We start from the raw sequence: 21,145 nt of genomic DNA, 5'->3' as shown, positions 1-21,145 counted from the left end.
ACATGATTCGATGCTGCCCGGATGTGTATCAGTTCTGGCCCGGATGGGGCGATGCTGCGGAAATGGAGTACTCGATCTCATCTTCCCGGTCGGACAGCTTCACGAATATCCGGAACCGGTAGGGCCTTTCTTGACCATGGAGAACAACTGCCCGTAGGACATCAGGCCGTTGATCTCCATGGGCGCCAGAGCCTTCGCGGGCGTTTCGGCGATCCCGGCCTCGATGAGCTGGGCGCGCACGGCAGCAGTGCCGATGCGCTTTCCAGTGGCCGTGTCGAACAGGGCGACGACCAGGTGGTGGGGTTCGCCCTGGCCATCCTGCCTATGCATTTCATCCAGCGCATGCTTGTCGGTAAAGACGGCGCCTGGCACGAGCCCCCAATACAGCGTCACACCTTCCCGCTCCTGCATCGATTGCGCCATGGCCTCCCACGGCGAAAGCCAGAGAAAAGGCAGGATCAACGCAGTGGCCAACCAGGTTGCAATTCTCCGGTCTGGAGCGTTTTGGATGGCTTGTATCCGAGGGAGCATGGTGCTTCTCCTGATTTAAAGAGGAAGATGTTTCCTGCCCTCGATCATCCAATGACCGGTATTCGTCAACCCGCTTCAGAGGTTTCGGGCTTCCCGTTTCCAACGGGGGAAGAACCGGGGCGTGTGCCGGGCGTATTGCTCGAACTCCTGGCCGAACTGCTGGCGCATTTCCGCTTCTTCGGTAAGCGCCAGGCGGCCGTACATCAACAGCAGGATCGGAAACATGATCAAGGTCAGCAGTGTCGGCCACTGCAACAGGAATCCCAGAAGGATCAGTACGAATGCCACGTATTGTGGGTGGCGAATGCGTGCGTAGGGGCCGGTAGTCGCCAGGCTGTGGTTGCGTTGCGCCTGATAGAGGACATTCCAGGCGTTGGCCAGCAGATAGAAACCAAAAACGAGAAAGAGATAACTGGCGATATGGAAAATACCGAAATGGGGATTGCCCTTTTCGCCAGCCAGGGTCGACCAGAGATGTCCGGCATCATGGGACAGGAGATCGAGTTCCGGATGTTTGCTCTGCAACCAGCCGGACAGCAGGTAGATGGTCAGCGGAAATCCATACATCTCGACAAAGAGCGCGACAATGAACGCGGAAAACGCTCCGAAGCTCCGCCAGTCCCGTGCGCTCGCCGGTTTGAAGAAACTGAAGGCAAACATGATGAAGACAGCCGAATTCAGAATGACCAGCGACCATAATCCATAGGCCGGCTCAGCGTGGTTCATGAGGATACTCCTTGTTTATTGCTTTATTCCTTGCCTGTCGTTTTGTGCCATGGCTGTGTCCGTGATGCATGAACAGGTGCATCAAGGGACAGGCGAGAAACAGCAGGTACGGCAATGCGCTCAGAACATGGGCGCCGTGTTCGGCAAGAAGGAAATAACCCGCCACCGCTCCGATCACCAACAGGCCGAGGGCATAGCGCGAGTGCCAGAAGTCCTCTGGGGTTCGTGGGTTCCATGCTCATGCTTCATGATTATTCCTCCATACGAATTTTCCGAAGAAGCTGGTAGATCTTTATAGCTATCCACCGCTCGAGCCGGTCCATAGTGATATTGCTCAAGTTTTTATTGTTTTTCGTTTGCTGTTCATGAGTTTGTATCCAGTGTAGTGCTGTCAGGTCGGGAAGATCGCAGCTGACAGGAATGTAATTCGGCCCGTGTTTATCGAGTCATGGTGCAGTTTGCCATCGGTTCGGGCGGGTTGTTGCCAACCTTGCATAAATGTAATCAAAGCCTTCTTGTCGGCATGGCAGATTAGTGGAAGCCGATAGAGCAACTATTTTTCTCTTGATGGCATGGTCGGCCTTTCTCGACCGCCGTTGTTTTGCCTCATCCATAAAAAGGAGTCGAAAAATGAGCACCCTTCCGAAACGCAAGACCCTGCTGGCCGGTTCTCTGGCGCTGCTCCTGGGCGCCGCCCTGCAATTGCCCGCACTGGCGGCGCACCACGAGCACGAGGAGGGCGAGTCCTCCTCCGGCAGCACCAAGCAGTCTCAGGAGCACAAGAGCGGCACCATGGGCGGTGAGCACAAGATGAACAAGGAGGAGCACGAGAAGATGATGGAGGACATGCACAAGCAGCACATGGATAACGGCGATATGGATCACAGCGGTCAGAATGCGCCCGATGACGAGGAGGGGGACTACGAGGGCGACGACGCGGAAGAATGATCTTCCTGATGGCGGCGGGGTGTCCGTGCTCGCGCTGCCGCTGGCGGAAACGTACTGACAAGGATAACCATGGGAGTTTTCAAGACGTTGGCTGTGGCGGGCCTGGCGATGGCTGCGGGCGGTGCCGGCGTGGTGTATTCGGGGCTGATCGACGTGGGCGCCGATGCGCCGCATCCCGTGCCGGTCCATGCCTTGCTGGAGACGGTGCGGGAACGCTCGATCGCCGTGCGCGCCCGGGACATCCGGGTGCCGGGGCTCGCCGACGAGGCGATGATCCGCGCCGGGGCCGGAAACTATGACGCCATGTGCGTCGGCTGCCACCTGGCGCCTGGGCTGGCCGAAACGGAACTGAGCAAGGGGCTCTACCCGACGCCACCGGATCTGAGTCGCGCCGGCAGTCCGGTGGCCGGCAATCCGGCCCGCGCCTTCTGGGCCATCAAGCACGGCATCAAGGCTTCGGGCATGCCGGCCTGGGGACGGAGCATGGCCGATCCGTACATCTGGGAACTGGTGGCCTTCCTCGAGCGATTGCCGAGCCTGGATGCCGGGGCTTACCGCGCCCTGGTCGAGAGCAGCCCCGGCCATCGCCACGGTGGCGGCGAGAGCATGCTGCACGGACAGGGGGCGGCGCAGGGCGGTGCCGATCCCGAGGTCGCCGCGCCGGCCTCTAAGGTGCACATCCATGCCGACGGGAAGCGGCACGTCCATTGACTGTCCGGCCTCCGGGCCAGGCGGGCGGGTCCGAAGATGGCAATTCGCTCATCGACCGCGAGGGCGGCACGCTCACGCGGCTGGGCATGGCCGATACCCTGGGGCTGGCGGGCTTCCTCTCGCTCGTGACGTCCACGTGGCGGACGGGCAGCATGTTGACGCTTTGTTCACCCGCTTTTGACGGGCCTTGCATGGCCCCGTGAATAGAGTGGTTACCACTGTTCTTTCAAGGAGCCTGGTAACCATGTTCTCGAGCCGCCCTGTCGGACTCGCCTTTCTGCGAAGACACTTCCAGAAATCGCGTCCATGGACCCCGGACGAGGCAAGTATTCCGCAGTCTGTCGCTCGAACGTCCTATACCGTCTCTCTCGATCAGCACCTGGCCTTCACCCTGGCCTGTGCCGTCCTGCTGATGCTGCTGTACTCCCTGCTGCGTCTGGCGCTGCTGCTCTACAACGGCGAGCAGATCGGCACGGCGTCCGCCGCGACCCTCGCCGAAGCCTTCTTCAACGGCCTGCGCTTCGACCTGCGCCTGGTCGTCTATGTCTGCGCGCCCCTGCTGCTGGCGCTGGCGAGCCGGCGGGCGATGCGGGCGAGGGCGCCGCTGCGCGCCTGGCTGACCCTGTGCGCCAGCCTGACCCTGTTTCTCGGCGTGCTGGAACTGGACTTCTACCGCGAGTTCCACCAGCGCCTGAACGGCCTGGTCTTCCAGTATGTGAAGGAAGACCCGGCAACCGTACTGAGCATGCTCTGGCATGGCTTTCCGGTTCTCCGCTACCTGGCCGCCTGGCTGCTGGCGACGCTGCTGCTGGGCTGGGCCTTCGGGCGCCTGGACCGGCTGACCCGCTCGCCGCGCGAAGCCGGCCGGCAGGCCGAGGAGTGCCGCTGGCAGGTGCGCGCCCTGGCCTTCGCGGTCTGCCTGGTCCTGGCAGTGCTCGCCGTGCGCGGCACCCTGCGCCAGGGGCCGCCGCTGCGCTGGGGCGATGCCTTCACCACCGACTCGATGTTCGCCAACCGGCTCGGCCTCAACGGCACCCTGACGCTGATAGAGGCCGCGCGCAGCCAGCTTTCCGACCAGCGCGACAACGTCTGGAAGCGCAGCCTGGCGGACGGCGAGGCCCGCCAGACCGTGCGCCGGATGCTGCTGGACGACAACGACCGGCTGGTGGACGCGACCAGTGCGGCGGTCCGCCGCGATTCCCTGCCGTCGGCCGGGAGCAGTCTGGCGGTCCGCAACGTGGTGGTGATCCTCATGGAGAGCTTCGCCGGCCACTACGTCGGCGCCCTGGGCGCGCCCGGCGACATCACGCCGAACTTCGACCGGCTGGCCGGGGAGGGGCTGCTGTTCACCCGCTTCTTCTCCAACGGCACCCACACCCACCAGGGCATGTTCGCCACCATGGCCTGCTTCCCCAACCTGCCGGGCTTCGAATACCTGATGCAGACGCCCGAGGGCGGCCATCGTTTTTCCGGCCTGCCGCAACTGCTCGGCGAGCGCGGCTACGACAGTCTGTACGTCTACAACGGCGATTTCGCCTGGGACAACCAGGCCGGTTTCTTCGGCAGCCAGGGGATGAAGACCTTCATCGGCCGCCACGATTTCGCCGACCCGGTGTTCTCCGACCCGACCTGGGGCGTTTCCGACCAGGACATGTTCGATCGCGCCGCCCAGGAACTGGAGCGCCGCAGCCGGGACGGGCGGCCGTTCTACGCCCTGTTGCAGACACTCTCCAACCACACGCCCTACGCCCTGCCGGAACACCTGCCGGTGGCCCCGGTGAGCGGCTTCGGCGAGCAGGACCGGCACCTGACGGCCATGCGCTACGCCGACTGGGCGCTCGGCCGTTTCTTCGACAAGGCGCGTCGGTCGCCCTATTTCAAGGACACCCTGTTCGTGGTGGTCGGCGATCACGGCTTCGGCAGCAAGGAGCAGCTCACCGAGATGGACCTGCTGCGCTTCAACGTGCCGCTGCTGCTGATCGGTCCGGGCATGCAGGAGAAGTTCGGCGCCCGTCGCGACATCGTCGGCACCCAGGTCGACATAGTGCCGACCGTCATGGCTCGCCTGGGCGGCGAAGTCCGCCACCAGTGCTGGGGCCGCGATCTGCTCGCCCAGCCGGCGGACAGCCCGGGATTCGGCGTCATCAAGCCCTCGGGCGGCGACCAGACGGTCGCCCTGGTCAGCGGCGACCGGGTGCTGGTGCAGCCGCGTGGCCTGCCGGCGAAGCTCTACCGTTACCGTCTCGGTAGCGATCCGGCCAGCCAGCCGCTCGCCGGGGCCGCCGACGAGGCGCTGCTCGAGCGCGAGCTGAACGCCTTCCTGCAAACCGCGACCGCCAGTCTGCTGGAGAATACCGCCGGAGCGAGCGGTGGCGAGTCGGGGCGCTGAAGCCGTTCTCTGCTCGATTGCTTCGAAAACGTTGAGAGGGTTGCATGGGCTCCGAGGCAGGGTACGGCATCGATGGGACGCTCCTGGCCGGCCGTTCATGCCGGGGCGCTATCCGGTGCACCACTCGCGATGCGCGAAGTGTCTATTTCGGGAGATTCGTCGGGGGAGTTCGGAGTTTTCCCGGATACAAGTGGGCGGGGTTGTCTGCGTGCTGAATATTGGCTCGCGCAAGTGGTTCGAGGGGGATGTTCAATTGAATTTGTGACTTGAGTGGTTGCGTCACAGTGCGTCATTTTGCATTCGGCCGCTGTGTTGCACACGAATCATGAAATCGCCATACTTAACCATTATAAAAAAATGGTTTATTCTCCTGCGCCCAGAAAAAGCAGTCGGGCGTGTTCTTCGCCTGTTACCGGATTAAGCGCTTCGCAATAACGAGCGTTGTGCTGCAGTTGTCCGGCGGAATTCGGAAAGTTTATAAAATTAATTGGTTCGGACAGGATAACCGAAGCATGTCCTTTGTTTTTTTGCTACGTAATTACTTGAAATTAAAGGCATTTATGTCGTAGGTGCCGGATAGAAGCGCGGAAATTCTATAAAACAAGTTGATTCGGACAGGATAGCCGAAAGCGGGTCTCGATACTGTCGATTTTTTGGCGACGGTTTTCAGCCATTCTTTTACGTGCAAACTTTCGGCATGGCCATCTATGCCGTGCATTTCCTTTTCGAATTCCCCCTTAGTTCTTTATTCAAGCGAATTGAGCATGTTTGACGTACTGGAACATCGGCCGGCTGCCTGCGAGTCCGTCTCCGAGGCATACCCGTTGACCGGATTGCAGCACGCCTATTGGGTTGGCGAGCAAAAGGTTTACAAGTTTCACACTATTCCGTTCCTTTATTTCTGCTACTTCACCGAGGACCTCGATGTTCCCCGGTTCGAAGCGGCGCTCCAGACGGTACTCGAGGCTTATCCCGAGTTGTCCATGGAGTTTCTCCCCGACGGCACTCAGCGTCCGGCACAGGCGCCGATCGGAAAGATTTCCCTCGAGATGACCGACTGGCGCGGTCAGCCGCCGATCGACACGGCAGAGCTGCAGGAGCTGCGCAAGAAGGACATGGAGAGCAAGCTGGCGCTGCTCGGCGCCAGGGTGCAGGTGACGGCGTTCCTGGATCGTGTCGCCGACGGTTATTACGTCAACTTCGGCTTCCGCTTGATCTCCTTCGACGCCTTCTCGGTTCGCCTGTTCTACAACGCCCTGGTGCGGGTCTATAACGGCATGGGCCTGCCCGAGGAGCCGCGCGCCTTCTTCGCCGAGTTCATGGCCAAGCGCCAGGCGCTCAAGGAGACCAGCGTCTTCCAGCGCTCCATGCAGTACTGGCAGGAGCGGATCGCCACGCTGCGCAACGCTCCGGAGCTGCCGGTGGTCGACCATGAGCGCATGCCAGAGGAGTCGCGTTTCCGGCGCATCCGCCTGGTGTTCGGTCCCGAGCGGGCCGCCCGGCTCAACGAGCAGGCGCGCAAGCTGGGGATCAGCACCAGCATGCTGTTCTGCACCGCCTATACCGATGTGCTGCGCCTGTGGTCGCGCAATCGGGCCTTCACCATCAACATGCTGATGAGCCACCGCCCCTCGGGCGATCCACGCTTCCAGCGCGCCTTCGGCAATTTCGGCAGTACCCTGCTGCTGGAGTGCGCCGACAGCCCGGGGCTGTTCGTCGAGCGGGCCAAGGTGCTGCAGCGGCAGCTGGCGCGGGACATACGCCATTCCCGCGTCGAGGGCGTCGACGTGATCCGCGCCATGGGCAGCACCGGCACCGGCCTGCCGGTCATGCCGGTAGTGTTCGCCAGCTCCCTCGGCCTCGACCTGCCGGAAGGCCTGCTGCTGCCCAACGAGTTCGGCCTGAAGAACATGGGCGGCGGTCTGCACACCCCGCAGGTCTGGCTGGACTGCCAGGCCTACATGTACCTCGATGAGCTGGTGCTGAACTGGGACTACGTGGAAGGCCTGTTCCTGCCCGGGGTCATCGAGAGCATGTTCGAGGCCTTCGCGCAGCAGATCGAGGCCATCCTGCAGCACGAAGCGCCCCAGGAGGCGCCGCTGCTGCCCCGGGTTCCGCCTCAGGCGCTGCTGGCGCGCCAGGCGGCCAACCGGACCGAGCGCGAGCTGCCGAGCGGCCGGCTGGAGCACTTCGTCGCCGAGGCCTGTGCCCGTTATCCCGAGCGGGCGGCGATCATCGCCGCCGACCGCATCGTCGACTACCAGGGCCTGTGGGGCTGGAGTACCAACCTCGCGGCCAGCCTGCGTCAGGCCGGTGTGGGTAGCGACGATCTGGTCGCCGTGGTGGCCAAGCGCGGCTGGCGCCAGGTGACCGCGCTGCTCGGGGTGGTCCAGTCCGGCGCGGCCTATCTGCCGATCACCAGCGACCAGCCGACGGCACGCAAGGAATGGCTGATCGCCCGCCCGGGGGTCAAGGTCGTGCTGATCGAGCGCGAGCTGGCCACCGGCCTGAGTCTGCCGCCGGACGTCCGCGTGCTGCTGCTGGAGGATGCGCTGCCCGATGCGCCGCCGCCGGCGGTGGCGCTGGAGCCGGCCCAGGGAGACCGCGATCTGGCCTATGTGATCTTCACCTCCGGCTCGACCGGCCAGCCCAAGGGCGTGGCCATCGACCATCGCGGCGCGGTGAACACCATCCAGGACGTGATCGCCCGTTTCGGCCTGACCTGCGAGGACCGGCTGATCGGCCTGTCCAGCTTCAACTTCGACCTGTCGGTGCACGACATCTTCGGCGGTCTGGCCGCAGGCGCCGCCCTGGTGCTGCCGCCGCATAGCGAGACGCCGGCGCCGGACCAGTGGGCCGCCTGCGTGCGCGACCATGGGGTGACGGTGTGGAACACCGTGCCGGCCTCGCTGGAGATGCTGATCGAGTTCCTCGGCCCGCAGGCCGCCGCCCACATGCACAGCCTGCGGCTGGTGATGCTCAGCGGCGACTGGATCCCGATCACCCTGCCGGAGCGCCTGAAGAAGGTGGTGCCGGGCGTCACCCTGATCAGCCTCGGCGGCGCCACCGAAGCCTCCATCTGGTCCAACTACTTCCCGGTTGAGCGGATCGCGCCGGGCTGGAGGAGCATTCCCTACGGCTGGCCGCTGTCCAACCAGAGTTTCCATGTGCTGACCCGGGAACTCGAGCCGGCTCCCGACTGGGTGCCGGGCGACCTGTACATCGGTGGCATCGGTCTGGCCCGGGAGTACTACGGCGACCCGCAACGCACCGCCGAGAGCTTCATCGTCCATCCGCAGAGCGGCGAGCGCCTGTATCGCACTGGCGACGTCGGCCGCTACTTCGAGGACGGCTGCCTGGAGTTCCTCGGCCGCCTCGACGGCCAAGTGAAGATCCGCGGCTTCCGCATCGAACTGGAGGAGATCGACGCCAACCTCGCGCGCTGCCCGGGCATCCGCGCCGTCACCACGGTGGCGGTACGCAGCGGCGACGACAGCCGCCTGGTGGCCTTCTACCAGCCGTCGGCCGAACCGCTGGAGGTCGAGGCGATCCGCGCCCATCTGGCGAGCGCCCTGCCGCCCTACATGATCCCGTCCCAGTTCATGGCCTTGTACAGCCTGCCGGTCACCGCCAACGGCAAGGTCGACCGCAAGGCGCTGTCGATCATGGCCGATGCGATCGGCCCCGAAGAGCGTCCCCGGCGCAGTCCGACCAGCGAGACCGAGCAGCGGCTGGCCGGTCTGTGGCGCCAGCTGCTCGGCCTCGAGGAGCTGGGGGTGGACGACGAGTTCTTCGAGCTGGGCGGTACCTCGCTGCTGGCGGTGCGCCTGATCAACGCCATCACCAGCGAGTTCGGCCAGACCCTGCCGCTGGTGTCGCTGCTGCGCCACGGCACCATCGCCGCCCAGGCCGGCATGCTCGACGCGGCCGAGCACGCCGGCCAGCAGCGCACGCCGCTGGCGGTGATGCGCGAGGGCGGGCAGAGCACCGTGGCTCTGGTCCACCCGGTGGGCGGCAACATTCTCTGCTACCGGGAGCTGATCGAGCTGCTGCCCGCCGGGGTGAGCGTGCTCGGCCTGCAGTCCCCCGGCGACGGTGCCCCGCGCCAGCTGGAGGCGTTGGCCGCCAGCTACGTGGATGCCCTCTGCGCCCAGGTTGCCGAGCCGGCCTCGATCCACCTGCTGGGCTGGTCCATGGGCGGGGTGATCGCCCAGGAGATGGCCCGGCAGATGGAGGCGCGCGGCATCGTGCCGAACGGGGTGACCATGATCGACAGCTGGATGGCCGCGCCGCAGCCCGAGGGTGGCCGGCGTCTGGAAGGGGAGGCTCTGCTGCTCAACTTCCTCCGCGACCTGCTGTCCGGCGAGCCGCTGCCGATCGACTTCGACAGCCTGTCGCGGCTGGACGAGGCCGAGCGGCCGACCGCCATCGTGCAGGCCCTGAAGCAGGCCGGCGGCATCGGCTCCGACCTGTCCCGGGAGGAGTTCCTCGCCCTCCTGGGCGAGTACCGGGCCAACTACGATGCGCTGGTCGGCCATGCGCCGCGCCCGACGGCCACGCCTGCGCGCTTGTACCGGGCCAGCCGGAGCATGGACTTCCCGCTGCTGGCGCCGTTCGCCCTGGCGGAGGCCGCGAGTCTCCAGGTCGTCGACTGGGAGGGCGATCACTTCTCGGTGGTCGGGCGGGACTCCCTGCGCGAAATCCTGGCGCACCTCGCGAATTCCAGCGAGGTCGCCTGCTGGTAGAAACCGGATAACCGCGCCGCCCCTGCCGTAGCCGCAGCGGGCGGTCGTCTTCTTTTCCAGTTACGGATCGAAACTTCAATGAGTGGACATTTCGACACCCTGATCGTCGGCGGCGGCCAGGGCGGGCTCTCTACGAGCTATTACCTGACCCAGCAGAAACGCTCGCACCTGGTGCTGGAGCGCGGCGATATCCCCGCGCCCGTCTGGCGCGACGACCGCTGGGACGCCTTCACCCTGGTCACGCCCAACTGGGACTTCCGCCTGCCCGGCGCCACCTACGCCGGCGATGATCCCGACGGCTTCATGCCCCGCGAACAGATCGTCCGGACCTTCGCCGACTACGTCCAGCGCTACCGGCTGCCGGTGAAGTTCAATTGCGAGGTCACCGAGATCTGCGCCGATCCGGCCGGATTCCGCGTCTCCACCCGCGACGGCGCCTACACCGCGCGCAACGTGGTGGTCGCCACCGGGCTGTTCCAGTTTCCGCGCCGGCACGCGATGGCGGCCGGGCTGCCCCCGTCGATCGTGCAGATGCACTCCGGCGCCTATCGCAATCCGGCGGCGCTGGCACCCGGCGCGGTGCTGGTGGTCGGCAGCTCGCAGTCCGGCTGCCAGATCGCCGACGAGCTGAACCGGGCCGGGCGCACCGTCTACCTGTGCGTCGGCCGTCACGACCGGGCGCCGCGCCGCTATCGCGGCAAGGACATCTTCGAGTGGATGCGCCTGTCCGGGCTGGCCGACCAGACCGTCGACAGCCTGCCGTCGCCGAAGCTCAGGTTCACCCCGAATCCGATCATGGCCGGCCGCCGCGAAGGCGGCAGCCTCAACGTGCACCGGCTGGCCCGCAATGGCGTGCGGCTGCTCGGCACGCTGCAGGACATCGACGGAACCTGCCTGAACATCGCCCCCGACCTGCACGACAACCTGTCCGGCACCGACCAGCGCGAGGCCGAACTGCTGGGCAAGATCGACATGCTGGTGAGCATGCGCAAGCTGAATCTGCCCGAGGAGCAGCCCGAGCGCCTCGAAGACGGCTACGCCGCACCGCTGACCGAGCGGCTCGACCTGGCCGAGGCCGGCGTCACCACGCTGATCTGGGCCACCGGCTACGGCTTCAGCTTCGATCTGGTCAAGTTCCCGGTGTTCGACGAGGACGGCTATCCGCTGCAGCAGCGCGGCGCCACGGCCCAGCCGGGGCTCTACTTCGTCGGCCTGCCCTGGCTGTACAACAAGCGCTCCGGGCTGTTGAGCGGCGTCGGCGAAGACGCCGAGCACATCGCCGGACACATCCAGGCACGGGACAACGGGAAGGGCTAGGTCGTGAGTGAAGGAGCACCGGCGAACGCCGCACAACCCCCAGGCCCGGCACCGGGAAGCGCCCGCAAGGCCAAGGTGATTCTCGCGCTGATCGCCCTCATCGGCCTCGCCGTCGTGGGGCGCATGTGGTGGCGCAGCACCTATTTCGAGGAAACCGACAACGCCTACGTGGAGGGCTACATCAGCGCCATCGCTCCGCGGGTCGATGGGGTGGTGACCCGCGTCCTGTTCCAGGACAACCAGAAGGTCCGCGCCGGCGACGTGCTGGTCGAGCTCGATCCGGCCGACTATGCGGTACGGGTCGAGGAGATCAAGGCCCAGTTCCTGGAGCTCGATGCCGAACTGCTCAGGCTCGATGCCAGCATCGAGCAGGGCGAGGCCAAGGTGCGTGCCCTGACCGCCGGGGCTGCCCGGCGCCAGGCCGAGCTCAGGCGTTACCGGCTGGATGCCGAGCGCCAGCTGGCTCTGCGCAACCAGGACATGAAGGCCGTGACCGGGACGGAGCTGGACGCGGCCATCGCCGCCCGCGACGGCGCCCAGGCGGACTACACCGCCCAGCAGGAGGAGATCCGCGCGGCCCAGGCCGGCGTCGAGGCGACCCGCTCGTCGCGCGCCGTCCAGCTCGCCCGCAAGGAGGTGCTCGCCGCCAGGCTGCGCGATGCCGAGCTGCAACTCGAGTACACCACCATCAAGGCGCCGGTGGACGGCCGGATCGGCAACAAGTCGGTCGAGGTCGGCGACCATGTGGCGAAGGGGCAGCGTCTGGTGGCGATCATCCAGGACGGGGTCTGGGTGACGGCGAACTTCAAGGAAACCCAGCTGCGCGATCTGCTCCCGGGGCAGAAGGTCGACATCCGTCTCGACACCTTCCCCGGGCAGGCGATCGAGGGCCGGGTGGACAGTTTCGCGCCGGCTTCGGGCGCCAAGTTCGCCCTGCTGCCGCCGGAAAACGCCACCGGCAACTTCACCAAGATCGTCCAGCGCGTGCCGGTGAAGATCACCTTCGCTCCGCAAACGCCGAAGGCGCTGATGGAGCGGGTGGTGCCGGGCATGTCGGCGCTGATCGAGATCGATCTGCGCCAGGAACCGCCCAGGGTAGCTGCCCAATGAGCGGCCAGCCCACACCCGGCGCGGATCAGGTGACTTCGCGGACCTGGATCGCCATCGGCGCGGCAGTCCTCGGGGTGTTCATGGCGGTGCTCGACACCCAGATCACCAACGCCTCGCTGCCGGAGATCCTCGGCTCGCTGTCGGCTTCGATGGAGGAGGGCTCATGGATGAGCACCACCTACCTCGCGGCGGAGGTGGTGGCCATTCCGCTGACCGGCGTCTTCCTGCGGGTCTTCGGCCCGCGCGCGTTCATCCTGGGCAACACGGTGCTGTTCCTGGTGTTCTCGACCCTCTGCGGGATGGCCTGGAACCTCGAGTCGATGATCGTGTTCCGCACGCTGCAGGGCTTCTTCGGCGGCGCGCTGATCCCGACGGCGATGACCCTGATCATCGTCAGCCTGCCGCTGGGCAAGCGGCCGATGGCGCTCGCCTGGCTGATGCTGGCCAGTACCCTGGCGCCGACCCTGGGACCGACGGTCGGCGGCATCCTCACCGAGTTCTACAGCTGGCCGTGGATCTTCTACATCAACTGGCTTCCCGGCGTCCTGATGCTGGCCGGCATCGCCATCGGTCTGGATGCGCAGCCGAAGAAGTTCGAGCTACTGCTGAAGATGGACTGGCTGGGCATCGCCGGGATGATCGTCGGCCTGGGCGCGCTGATCGTCTTTCTCGAAGAGGGCAACCGCAAGGACTGGTTCGACTCGGAGTTCATCCGCACCACCAGCTTCGTCGCCTTCGCCGGCATCCTCCTGTGGATCGGCAGCCAGCTGCTGCGCCCCGACCCCTTCGTCAACGTCTGGCTGTTCGGCCGGCGCAACTTCTGGGTGTCGTCCGGGGTCGGCGCGGTGGCGGGCCTGGGACTGTACGGCTCGACCTTCGTCCTGCCGCTGTTCCTCGCCCACATCGCCGACTACAACTCGCGGCAGATCGGCGAGACCATCATGTGGATGGGCCTGCCGCAGATCCTCATGACCCCGGTGGCGGCGGTGCTGGCCAAGAAGATCGACAACCGCGTCATCTGCTCGGTCGGCCTGCTGCTGTTCTCCGTTTCCTGCTTCATGAACGCCTACATGACAGCCGACACCGGCTACGACCAGTTGATCGCCTCGCAGATATTCCGTGCCCTCGGACAGCCGCTGATCCTCATCACCCTGTCCAACATGGCCATCCACCGGATCGAGCTGGCCAACCTTTCCTCGGCCTCCAGCCTGTACAACATGACCCGCGTGCTGGGCGGTGCGGTCGGCACGGCCATCCTGTCCACGGCCATCACCATGCGCGAGCACCTGCATTCCGAGCACCTGGTCGAAGCGGTTTCCCTGTTCTCCTCAGCCACTCGCGAACGGATCGCGGCGATTACCACGATGCATATGAACAACAGCGGCGACATCGCCCTTGCCACTCATCAGACCATGGCCACCCTGAACGGCGTGGTGCAGCGCGAGGCCTTCGTGATGGCCTACAGCGACAGTTTCTTCATCCTGGGCAGCATGCTGCTGGCATCGGTCGGCCTGGTATGGCTGGCCGATCGCATCGTGGCTCCCGGCAACAAAGGGAAGGGCCACTGATGGGCAACAGACTCCCTTTTCTGCTGGGGCTGACCGTCCTGCTGCAGGGCTGCAACCTGGGCACCTTCGTCCCGGCCCCCGAGCCGGAGGCACCGCCCAGCTACCGCAAGGCGTCGGCGGACGTGCCGAGCAATGTGGAAGTCCAATGGTGGCGGATGTACGGGGATCCGGTGCTCGACTACCTGGTCGAGCGCGTGCTGGAGCGCAACCCCTACACCGAGTTCGGCGAGCTGCATGTGGCCGAAGGCCAGGCCAGCGTGCTCGCCGCCCGGGCCGACCTGTTCCCCAATCTGAACTTCGGCGCCAGCCGGGACGAAAGCCACACCTCGACCAACACCCCGCTGGGCGAGTTGCTCCAGCAGGGGACCATCGCCGGCCAGAGCAACCGGCTGGTCACCAACAGCAGCTGGCAGGTCGACCTCTGGGGGCGGATCGCCCAGTCCGTCGAGCTGGCCAAGGCCAAGCTGGGGGTGGCCGAGGCCACCCGGCGCAGCGTGGCGCTGGTCCTCGCCCGCGAGGTGGCGGTCGCCTACTGGCAGTTCCGCGCCGCCGAGGCCGATCACAGCCTCCTGGGGCAGATCCGCGCCGAGCGGGCCGAAGCGGTACGGCTGATCGGTCTGCGCCTGGATATCGGTCTCAACACCGAGCAGGACCTGATCGACGCCAAGGTCAAGCTGGCGAAAGTGGAGGCCGAAATGCAGGCGGCCGCCATCAAGCGCGACATGAACGAGCAGGAGCTGGCGATCCTGATGGTGGAGCCGGTGAAGGATTTCCGTGTGCCGGCCAACCCGGACTATGTCCTGCCGGCCATTCCCCGGGTGACCCCCGGCCTGCCGGCGCTCATCCTGTCCCGCCGCCCGGACCTGATCGACTCGGCGCATCGGCTGCGCGGCCTCATCGCCCAGGAGCGGATCGCCGAGACCGCCTTCTATCCCAGCATCAGCCTGACCAGTCGCTACGGTTTCGCTTCTCAGGACCTGCAGGACCTGATGAAACACAGCTCCCGGGAGTTCTCCTTCGTCCCCCTGTCGCTGAACCTGCCGATCTTCGACGCCGGGCGCAACCGGGCCAATCTGGAGGCGGCGCGCCTGCGCTACCACCAGGCGGCGAACGTGCACAAGGTCACCGTCCTGATCGCTCTGCGCCAGGTGGACGACGCCCTGACCCAGGTCCAGGCGGCCGAAGAGCAGATGCGCATCCTCGGCGAGGCGCTGGAGGCCACCCGGCGTCGCACGACCGTCGCCGAGGCCCGCTACGCGCTGGGGCAGAACAATTACCTGGAGGTCACCAGCGCCAAGGACGACTCGCTGTCGCTCACCCGCAGGCGGGTACGCAGCCAAACCGATGGTCTGCTGGCCACGGCGTGGTTGGTCGAGGCACTGGGGGGCGGCTGGGATGAGTCCGAGGCCAAGAAGGAGGAGGAGCGTATCGCCAAGGCCGAATAGGGATGGCGACTCGAGCAGCCGGTCGATGCTGCAGGCAGGTGCTTTCCGTCCCTGCCGCATCGCTGGCCGCGCTTTCCTCCGTGGCGCTGAGTCCATGGGCTCAAAGTCCCAGTTCCCGTATGCTCTCGATCAACTGGCGCAGCCCCGGCTGGGGCTGGCGGCGGCTGGGGTAGTACATGCAGAGGGGCGGGCCCATCGACGACCACTCCGGCAGCACCCTCTCCAGCCGGCCGCTGCGCAGTTCCTCGGCCACCCGCAGCTCCAGGCAGTAGGCCAGGCCCAGGCCGTCGAGCGTGGCCTGCAGCAGGATGTCGGTCTCGTTGGCGCCGAGCGAGCCGGGCACATCCAGATGGACCGCCTGCGGACCGTCGCCCAACTCCCACTTGTACAACGTGTTGTCGCCCAGGCGGATGCGCATGCACTGGTGGCGCAGCAGGTCCTCGGGCACCTGCGGGCGGCCGTGGCGGCTCAGGTAGTCGGGGGCGGCGACCACGATCCAGCGCAGCTCGCCGGTCAGCGGCATGGCGATCATGTCGCGGGGCACGGTGCCGCCGTAGCGGATGCCGGCATCGAAGCCGTCGGCGACGATGTCGACCATGCGATCCTCGACCGCCACCTCCAGTTGCAGTTCCGGGTAGCGGGCGAAGAAGCCCGGCAGGACCGGGCCGAGCAGCAGGCGCGAGGCGTCACGGGGCACGTTCAGGCGCAGCCGGCCGACCGGCGCGTCGCGGTGGGCGTCCAGCTCGGCGAGGGCCTCGGCGATGGTCTGGAAGCCCTGTTCGAGGCGCTCGGCCAGGGCGCTGCCGGCCAGCGTGGGGACCACCGAGCGGCTGGTGCGGTTGAGCAGCTTCACGCCCAGGCGCGACTCCAGGTTCTTCATCGCGTGGCTGAGCGCCGAGGTGGTGACGCCCAGCTCGATGGCCGACTGGCGGAAGCTGCGGCGCCGGACGATGGTCATGAACACGTTGAGGTCGGCGAGTTCCGCGCGGGTGAAGGCCGGCATCCGAAATCTCCCATGCTTGCCGTGAAATCAATGAATTATTGAGCCTGATTCAACGGTACATGAGATAGATTAACCCGTCTTTTGCGGCGCTTGTCCGCAGCCCGCTTTGCCCCGGAGGATCTCATACGCATCGTCAGGCCTGATGCGCCCCGGGTTTCGCGGGCACCGCTACAGTTTTCGCTAACGCTCTCCACCCGGGGGCCTTCCCGGACCCACTCCCACGGACTCAGGACCACGCACGGACACCTCCATGATCACCCTCAACCTGAACGGCAAGGATCACTCCCTCGACGTGCCGCAAGACATGCCCCTGCTGTGGGCCATCCGCGACGTCGCCGGCTACAGCGGTACCAAGTTCGGCTGCGGCATGGGCCTGTGCGGTGCCTGCACCGTGCATGTCGACGGCCAGGCCACCCGTGCCTGCATCACGCCGGTGGGCGTGGCGGCCGGCAAGAAGGTCACCACCCTCGAGGCGCTGCACGCCGACCCGGTCGGGCAGGCGCTGCAGGACGCCTGGCTGGAGCTCGGCGTGGCGCAGTGCGGCTACTGCCAGGGCGGTCAGCTGATGACCGCCACCGCACTGCTCAAGGGCAACCTGAACCCCGACGAGGCGCAGATCGAGTCGGCGATGGCCGGCAACGTCTGCCGCTGCGGCACCTACAACCGGATTCGCGCGGCCATCCAGGTCGCCGCCCGGAAGCTGCGGGAGGGCAAGGCATGAGCAGGACGGACATGGACGACTTCGCCGTCGCCAACCTCAGCCGGCGCGGCTTTCTCAAGGGCGTGGCGGCCGGCGGCGCGCTGCTGATCGCCGCCGGCTGGGGCTGGCGCCAAGCTGTCGCCGCGGAGCGCAAGTACGGCGCCGACGGTATGGACAACGGCTGGGTCGACGATCCCAAGGTGTTCCTCGCCCTCGGCGCCGATGGGCTGGTGACCTTCGTCTGCAGCCGCTCGGAGATGGGCCAGGGGGTGCGCACCAGCCTGGCCATGGTGGTCGCCGACGAGCTGGAGGCCGACTGGGCGATGATGCGGGTGGCGCAGGCACCGGGCGACGAGCAGCGCTACGGCAACCAGGACACCGACGGCTCGCGCAGCATGCGCCACTGGTTCGGGCCGCTGCGCCGTTGCGGCGCGGCGGCGCGGCAGATGCTCGAGCAGGCCGCCGCCCAGCGCTGGCAGGTGCCGGTCGGCGAATGCCGGGCCGAGCTGCACAAGGTCGTGCACGTCCCGAGCGGGCGCAGCCTCGGCTACGGCGAGCTGGCCGAAGCCGCCGCGGCCCTGCCGGTGCCGGCGCGTGACAGCCTGCGCCTGAAGGCGCCGGAGCAGTTCCGCTACATCGGCAAGGAGTCGACCCGCGCCATCGACGGCGCCGACATCGTCAACGGCCGTGCCGTCTACGGCCTCGACCCGCGCTTCGAGAACATGCTCTACGCGGTGCTGGCCCGCCCGCCGGTCTACGGCGGCACGCTGAAGACGCTGGAGGCGAGCGGCGCGCTCCAGGTGCCGGGCGTGGTCAAGGTGCTGGAGATCGCCGGCTCGCCGCTGCCCTCGGAGTTCCAGCCGCTGGGCGGCGTGGCGGTGGTGGCCGCCAACACCTGGGCGGCGATCAAGGGCCGGCAGGCCATGAAGCTCGACTGGGAGGACGGCGCCAATGCCGCCTACGACTCGGTCGCCTACCACCAGGCCCTGAGCCGGGCGGCGAGAGCGCCCGGCAAGGTGGTGCGCGAGGCCGGCGACGTGGAGGCGGTGTTCGCCAGGGGCGGGCGGCTGGTCGAGGCCGAGTACTACATTCCGCACCTGGCCCAGGCGCCGATGGAGCCGCCAGTGGCCACCGCCTACTTCGCCGACGGCGCCTGCGAGGTCTGGGCGCCCAGCCAGGCGCCGCAGGTCACCCGCGAGCGCATCGCCGAGCGCCTGGGCATTCCCTTCGACAAGGTGAAGGTCAACGTGACCCTGCTCGGCGGCGGCTTCGGCCGCAAGTCCAAGCCGGACTTCATCCTTGAGGCGGCGCTGCTGGCCAAGGAGTTCCCCGGCCGCCATGTGCGCGTGCAGTGGACCCGCGAGGACGACCTGCAGCATTCCTACTTCCACACCGTCTCGGTGGAGTACCTGCGCGGCGCGCTGGACGCCGACGGCAAGCCGAGCGCCTGGCTGCACCGCAGCGTGGCGCCGAGCATCGGCGCGCTGTTCGGACCGGACCCCAGGCACGAGAACCCCATCGAGCTGGGCATGGGCTTCGTCAGCATGCCCTACGCGCTGCCCAACCTGCGCCTGGAGAACCCCGAGGCGGCGGCCCACACCCGGGTCGGCTGGTACCGCTCGGTGTCGAACATTCCCCATGCCTTCGCCGTGCAGAGCTTCATCGCCGAGCTGGCTGCCGCCGCCGGCCGGGATCACCGCGACTTCCTGTTGGAGCTGCTCGGGCCGGCGCGCCGGATCGATCCGCACAGCCTGGGCGACACCTGGAACCATGGCGAGTCTCCCGCGTTGTATCCCATCGACACCGGCCGCCTGCGCGCGGTGGTCGAGGAGGCGACCCGCCAGGCCGGTTGGGGTAAGGAGCTGCCCAAGGGCCGCGGCCTGGGACTGGCGGTGCACTACAGCTTCGTCACCTATGTCGCCGTGGTGCTCGATGTGGAGGTCCGGGACGACGGCGCCTTGGTCGTGCACCGGGCGGACATGGCGGTGGATTGCGGCCCGCAGATCAACCCCGAGCGCATCCGCTCGCAGATGGAGGGCGCCTGCGTGATGGGCCTCGGCAACACCGTGGTCAGCGAGATCAGCTTCAAGGACGGTCGGGTGCAGCAGAGCAACCTGCACCAGTACGAGGTGGCGCGCCTGCCGCTGGCGCCGAAGACCATCGCCGTGCATCCGGTCCGTCCGGCCGGCGAGGTGCCGCTCGGCGGGGTCGGCGAGCCGGGCGTGCCGCCGGTCGGCCCGGCGCTGGCCAACGCGATCTTCGCCGCCACCGGCAAGCGCATTCGCGAACTGCCGATCCGCGACCAGCTCAAAGGCTGGTGGGAGGCCTGATGGACAGTGCCGACCTGAATGTTCTGCGCAGCGTGCTGGCCTGGCGGCAGGCCGGCCAGCGCGTGCTGCTCTACACGGTGGTGCAGACCTGGGGCAGCGCGCCCCGGCCGCCCGGCGCCATGCTCGCCCTGCGCGGCGACGGCATGTTGATCGGCTCGGTGTCCGGCGGCTGCATCGAGGACGACCTGATCGAGCGGCTGCGCGACGGGCGCAGCGCGCCGGGCCGGCCGGTGTCCCTGGTGACCTACGGGGTGACCCGCGAGGAAGCGGCACGCTTCGGCCTGCCGTGCGGCGGCACCCTGCGCCTGACCGAGGAGGAGGTACTGGAGACCGGCTGGGTCGAGGCGCTGCTGGCGCGCTGCGAAAATCACGAGCTGATTGCCCGCGAGCTGGATCTTTCCAGCGGCGCGGTCAGTCTGCACGAGGCCTCCCGCGGCGATGCCCTGAGTTTCGACGGGCAGCGCCTGCGCGCGGTCTACGGACCGCGCTGGCGCCTGTTGCTGATCGGCGCGGGGCAGCTGTCGCGCTATGTCAGCGAGATGGCGCGGATGCTCGACTTCGAGGTGCTGATCTGCGATCCGCGCGAGGAGTTCGCCTTCGGCTGGGAGGACGGCACCGCCCGCTTCGTGCCCGGCATGCCGGACGACGCCGTGCTGGCCATCGAGCCGGACGAGCGCACCGCCATCGTCGCGCTGACCCACGATCCGCGTCTCGACGACATGGCGCTGCTCACCGCGCTGCAATCGCGCGCCTTCTACGTCGGTGCCCTCGGCTCGCGGGTCAACAGCGCCAAGCGCCGCGAGCGTCTGGCCTTCCTCGGTCTGGCGGCAAGCGATATCGAACGTCTGCACGGCCCGATCGGCCTGCCGATCGGCAGCCGGGTGCCGGCGGAGATCGCCCTGTCGCTGCTGGCCCAGATCGTCGCGCTGAAGAACGGGGTCACTAAAGACGGGGGCGCCAACGATAGGGTCGCTGCCGCCCAGTCGGCCCCGCAGGCGAACGGACAGCCGGTATGAGCGGCATCTGCGCCGTGCTGCTGGCGGCGGGGCAGGGCAGCCGCTATCGCGCGGCCGCAGGGGAAGGGCAGGACAAGCTGCTGGCGCACTGCTGCGGTCGCGACGGCCGCGAGCGGGCGGTGCTGGAGCATGCGCTGCTGGCTCTGCGGGCGAATCTCGCGCGAATCCTGCTGGTGACCCGCCCCGATAATGGCGGGGTGATCGCCTTGGGTGAGGCGCACGGCTGCGAAGTCCTGACCCTGGACTCAGCCGGGATGGGCCAGAGCATCGCCGCGGCGGTGGCGCGGACGGCGGACTGCGCGGGCTGGCTGATCGCCTTGGGCGACATGCCGTTCGTCTTGCCGGCAACGGTCGGGCGTGTGCTGGCGGCATTGAAGGAGCAACCGCTGGTGGTGCCCACCTGGCAGGGGCGCTACGGGCATCCGGTCGGCTTCGGCCGCATTTATCAGGCGGCGCTCATGGCGCTGGATGGCGAGCGCGGAGCGAAGCGTCTGCTGCGCGAGGGGCCGGTGCACGAGTTGGCGGTCGAGGATCGTGGCGTGCTCTGGGATGTCGATGAGCCGAGCGCGCTGGCCTTCACGGAAGCACGGCCTGCGTGAGGGGAGG

Annotated in this window: 16 protein-coding genes; 12 read left to right on the top strand and 4 right to left on the bottom strand. The window is 67.0% G+C overall.

What is annotated here, in order from left to right; genetic code table 11:
• Positions 1–99 precede the first annotated feature (99 nt).
• The 3 genes from Atro_RS02830 to Atro_RS02820 all read right to left on the bottom strand — a co-directional run bounded on the left by Atro_RS02830 (position 100) and on the right by Atro_RS02820 (position 1,435).
• The gene (locus tag Atro_RS02830) at positions 100–531 is read right to left on the bottom strand and encodes a hypothetical protein (RefSeq protein WP_497926347.1); all 432 of its coding nucleotides are present in this window, start codon (positions 529–531) and stop codon (positions 100–102) included.
• Between the two features lie 75 nt (positions 532–606).
• Positions 607–1,257: a methyltransferase family protein gene (locus Atro_RS02825; protein WP_497926346.1), complete on the bottom strand. Its 651-nt coding sequence runs from the start codon at positions 1,255–1,257 to the stop codon at positions 607–609.
• On the bottom strand, positions 1,244–1,435 hold the full coding sequence (locus tag Atro_RS02820; RefSeq protein WP_497926345.1) for a DUF2933 domain-containing protein: 192 nt from the start codon (positions 1,433–1,435) through the stop codon (positions 1,244–1,246). Before Atro_RS02820 ends, Atro_RS02825 begins: the two co-directional genes overlap by 14 nt.
• Positions 1,436–1,887: 452 nt before the next feature.
• Here Atro_RS02820 and Atro_RS02815 point away from each other — a divergent pair, with 452 nt between their 5' ends.
• The 8 genes from Atro_RS02815 (at position 1,888) to Atro_RS02780 (ending at position 15,490) form a co-directional block, all read left to right on the top strand.
• Positions 1,888–2,205 (top strand): hypothetical protein, encoded by a 318-nt coding sequence (locus Atro_RS02815; protein ID WP_497926344.1) that lies wholly within the window; start codon positions 1,888–1,890, stop codon positions 2,203–2,205.
• 69 nt (positions 2,206–2,274) lie between these two features.
• The gene (locus tag Atro_RS02810; protein ID WP_497926343.1) at positions 2,275–2,916 is read left to right on the top strand and encodes a c-type cytochrome; all 642 of its coding nucleotides are present in this window, start codon (positions 2,275–2,277) and stop codon (positions 2,914–2,916) included.
• Positions 2,917–3,160: 244 nt separating this feature from the next.
• The gene (locus tag Atro_RS02805; RefSeq protein ID WP_497926342.1) at positions 3,161–5,305 is read left to right on the top strand and encodes an LTA synthase family protein; all 2,145 of its coding nucleotides are present in this window, start codon (positions 3,161–3,163) and stop codon (positions 5,303–5,305) included.
• Between the two features lie 707 nt (positions 5,306–6,012).
• Entirely contained in the window at positions 6,013–10,050 is a 4,038-nt protein-coding gene (locus Atro_RS02800; protein WP_497926341.1) for a non-ribosomal peptide synthetase, read from the top strand.
• A gap of 78 nt (positions 10,051–10,128) precedes the next feature.
• Positions 10,129–11,367, top strand: coding sequence for an NAD(P)-binding domain-containing protein (locus tag Atro_RS02795; protein ID WP_497926340.1), 1,239 nt, complete (start codon positions 10,129–10,131; stop codon positions 11,365–11,367).
• A 3-nt stretch (positions 11,368–11,370) separates the two neighbouring features.
• Positions 11,371–12,477 carry an HlyD family secretion protein gene (locus tag Atro_RS02790; RefSeq protein ID WP_497926339.1) on the top strand — a complete coding sequence of 369 codons (1,107 nt, stop codon included), beginning with the start codon at positions 11,371–11,373 and terminating at the stop codon, positions 12,475–12,477.
• Entirely contained in the window at positions 12,474–14,045 is a 1,572-nt protein-coding gene (locus Atro_RS02785; RefSeq protein WP_497926338.1) for a DHA2 family efflux MFS transporter permease subunit, read from the top strand. The genes Atro_RS02790 and Atro_RS02785 overlap by 4 nt, the downstream gene beginning before the upstream one ends.
• Positions 14,045–15,490 carry an efflux transporter outer membrane subunit gene (locus tag Atro_RS02780; RefSeq protein ID WP_497926337.1) on the top strand — a complete coding sequence of 482 codons (1,446 nt, stop codon included), beginning with the start codon at positions 14,045–14,047 and terminating at the stop codon, positions 15,488–15,490. Before Atro_RS02785 ends, Atro_RS02780 begins: the two co-directional genes overlap by 1 nt.
• A 100-nt stretch (positions 15,491–15,590) precedes the next feature.
• Here Atro_RS02780 and Atro_RS02775 read toward each other — a convergent pair whose 3' ends face one another.
• A complete protein-coding gene (locus Atro_RS02775) occupies positions 15,591–16,493 on the bottom strand; it encodes a LysR family transcriptional regulator (RefSeq protein ID WP_497926336.1) in 903 nt (300 codons plus the stop codon).
• 250 nt (positions 16,494–16,743) lie between these two features.
• On the opposite strand from Atro_RS02775, the gene Atro_RS02770 reads away from it, so the two are divergent.
• Genes Atro_RS02770 through Atro_RS02755 form a run of 4 tightly spaced genes read left to right on the top strand, consistent with a single transcriptional unit; the run spans position 16,744 to position 21,138 of the window.
• Positions 16,744–17,214, top strand: a complete 471-nt coding sequence (locus Atro_RS02770; RefSeq protein WP_497926335.1) for a (2Fe-2S)-binding protein — start codon at positions 16,744–16,746, stop codon at positions 17,212–17,214.
• Positions 17,211–19,523, top strand: a complete 2,313-nt coding sequence (locus Atro_RS02765) for a xanthine dehydrogenase family protein molybdopterin-binding subunit (protein ID WP_497926334.1) — start codon at positions 17,211–17,213, stop codon at positions 19,521–19,523. Before Atro_RS02770 ends, Atro_RS02765 begins: the two co-directional genes overlap by 4 nt.
• Positions 19,523–20,539 (top strand): XdhC family protein, encoded by a 1,017-nt coding sequence (locus tag Atro_RS02760; RefSeq protein WP_497926333.1) that lies wholly within the window; start codon positions 19,523–19,525, stop codon positions 20,537–20,539. Before Atro_RS02765 ends, Atro_RS02760 begins: the two co-directional genes overlap by 1 nt.
• Entirely contained in the window at positions 20,536–21,138 is a 603-nt protein-coding gene (locus tag Atro_RS02755; RefSeq protein WP_497926332.1) for a nucleotidyltransferase family protein, read from the top strand. Before Atro_RS02760 ends, Atro_RS02755 begins: the two co-directional genes overlap by 4 nt.
• Positions 21,139–21,145 lie beyond the last annotated feature (7 nt).

The sequence above is a fragment of the Azotobacter tropicalis genome (assembly GCF_059739045.1).
Note: the sequence above shows the minus strand (reverse complement) of the source record. Positions and strands in the feature narration are given on the sequence as shown.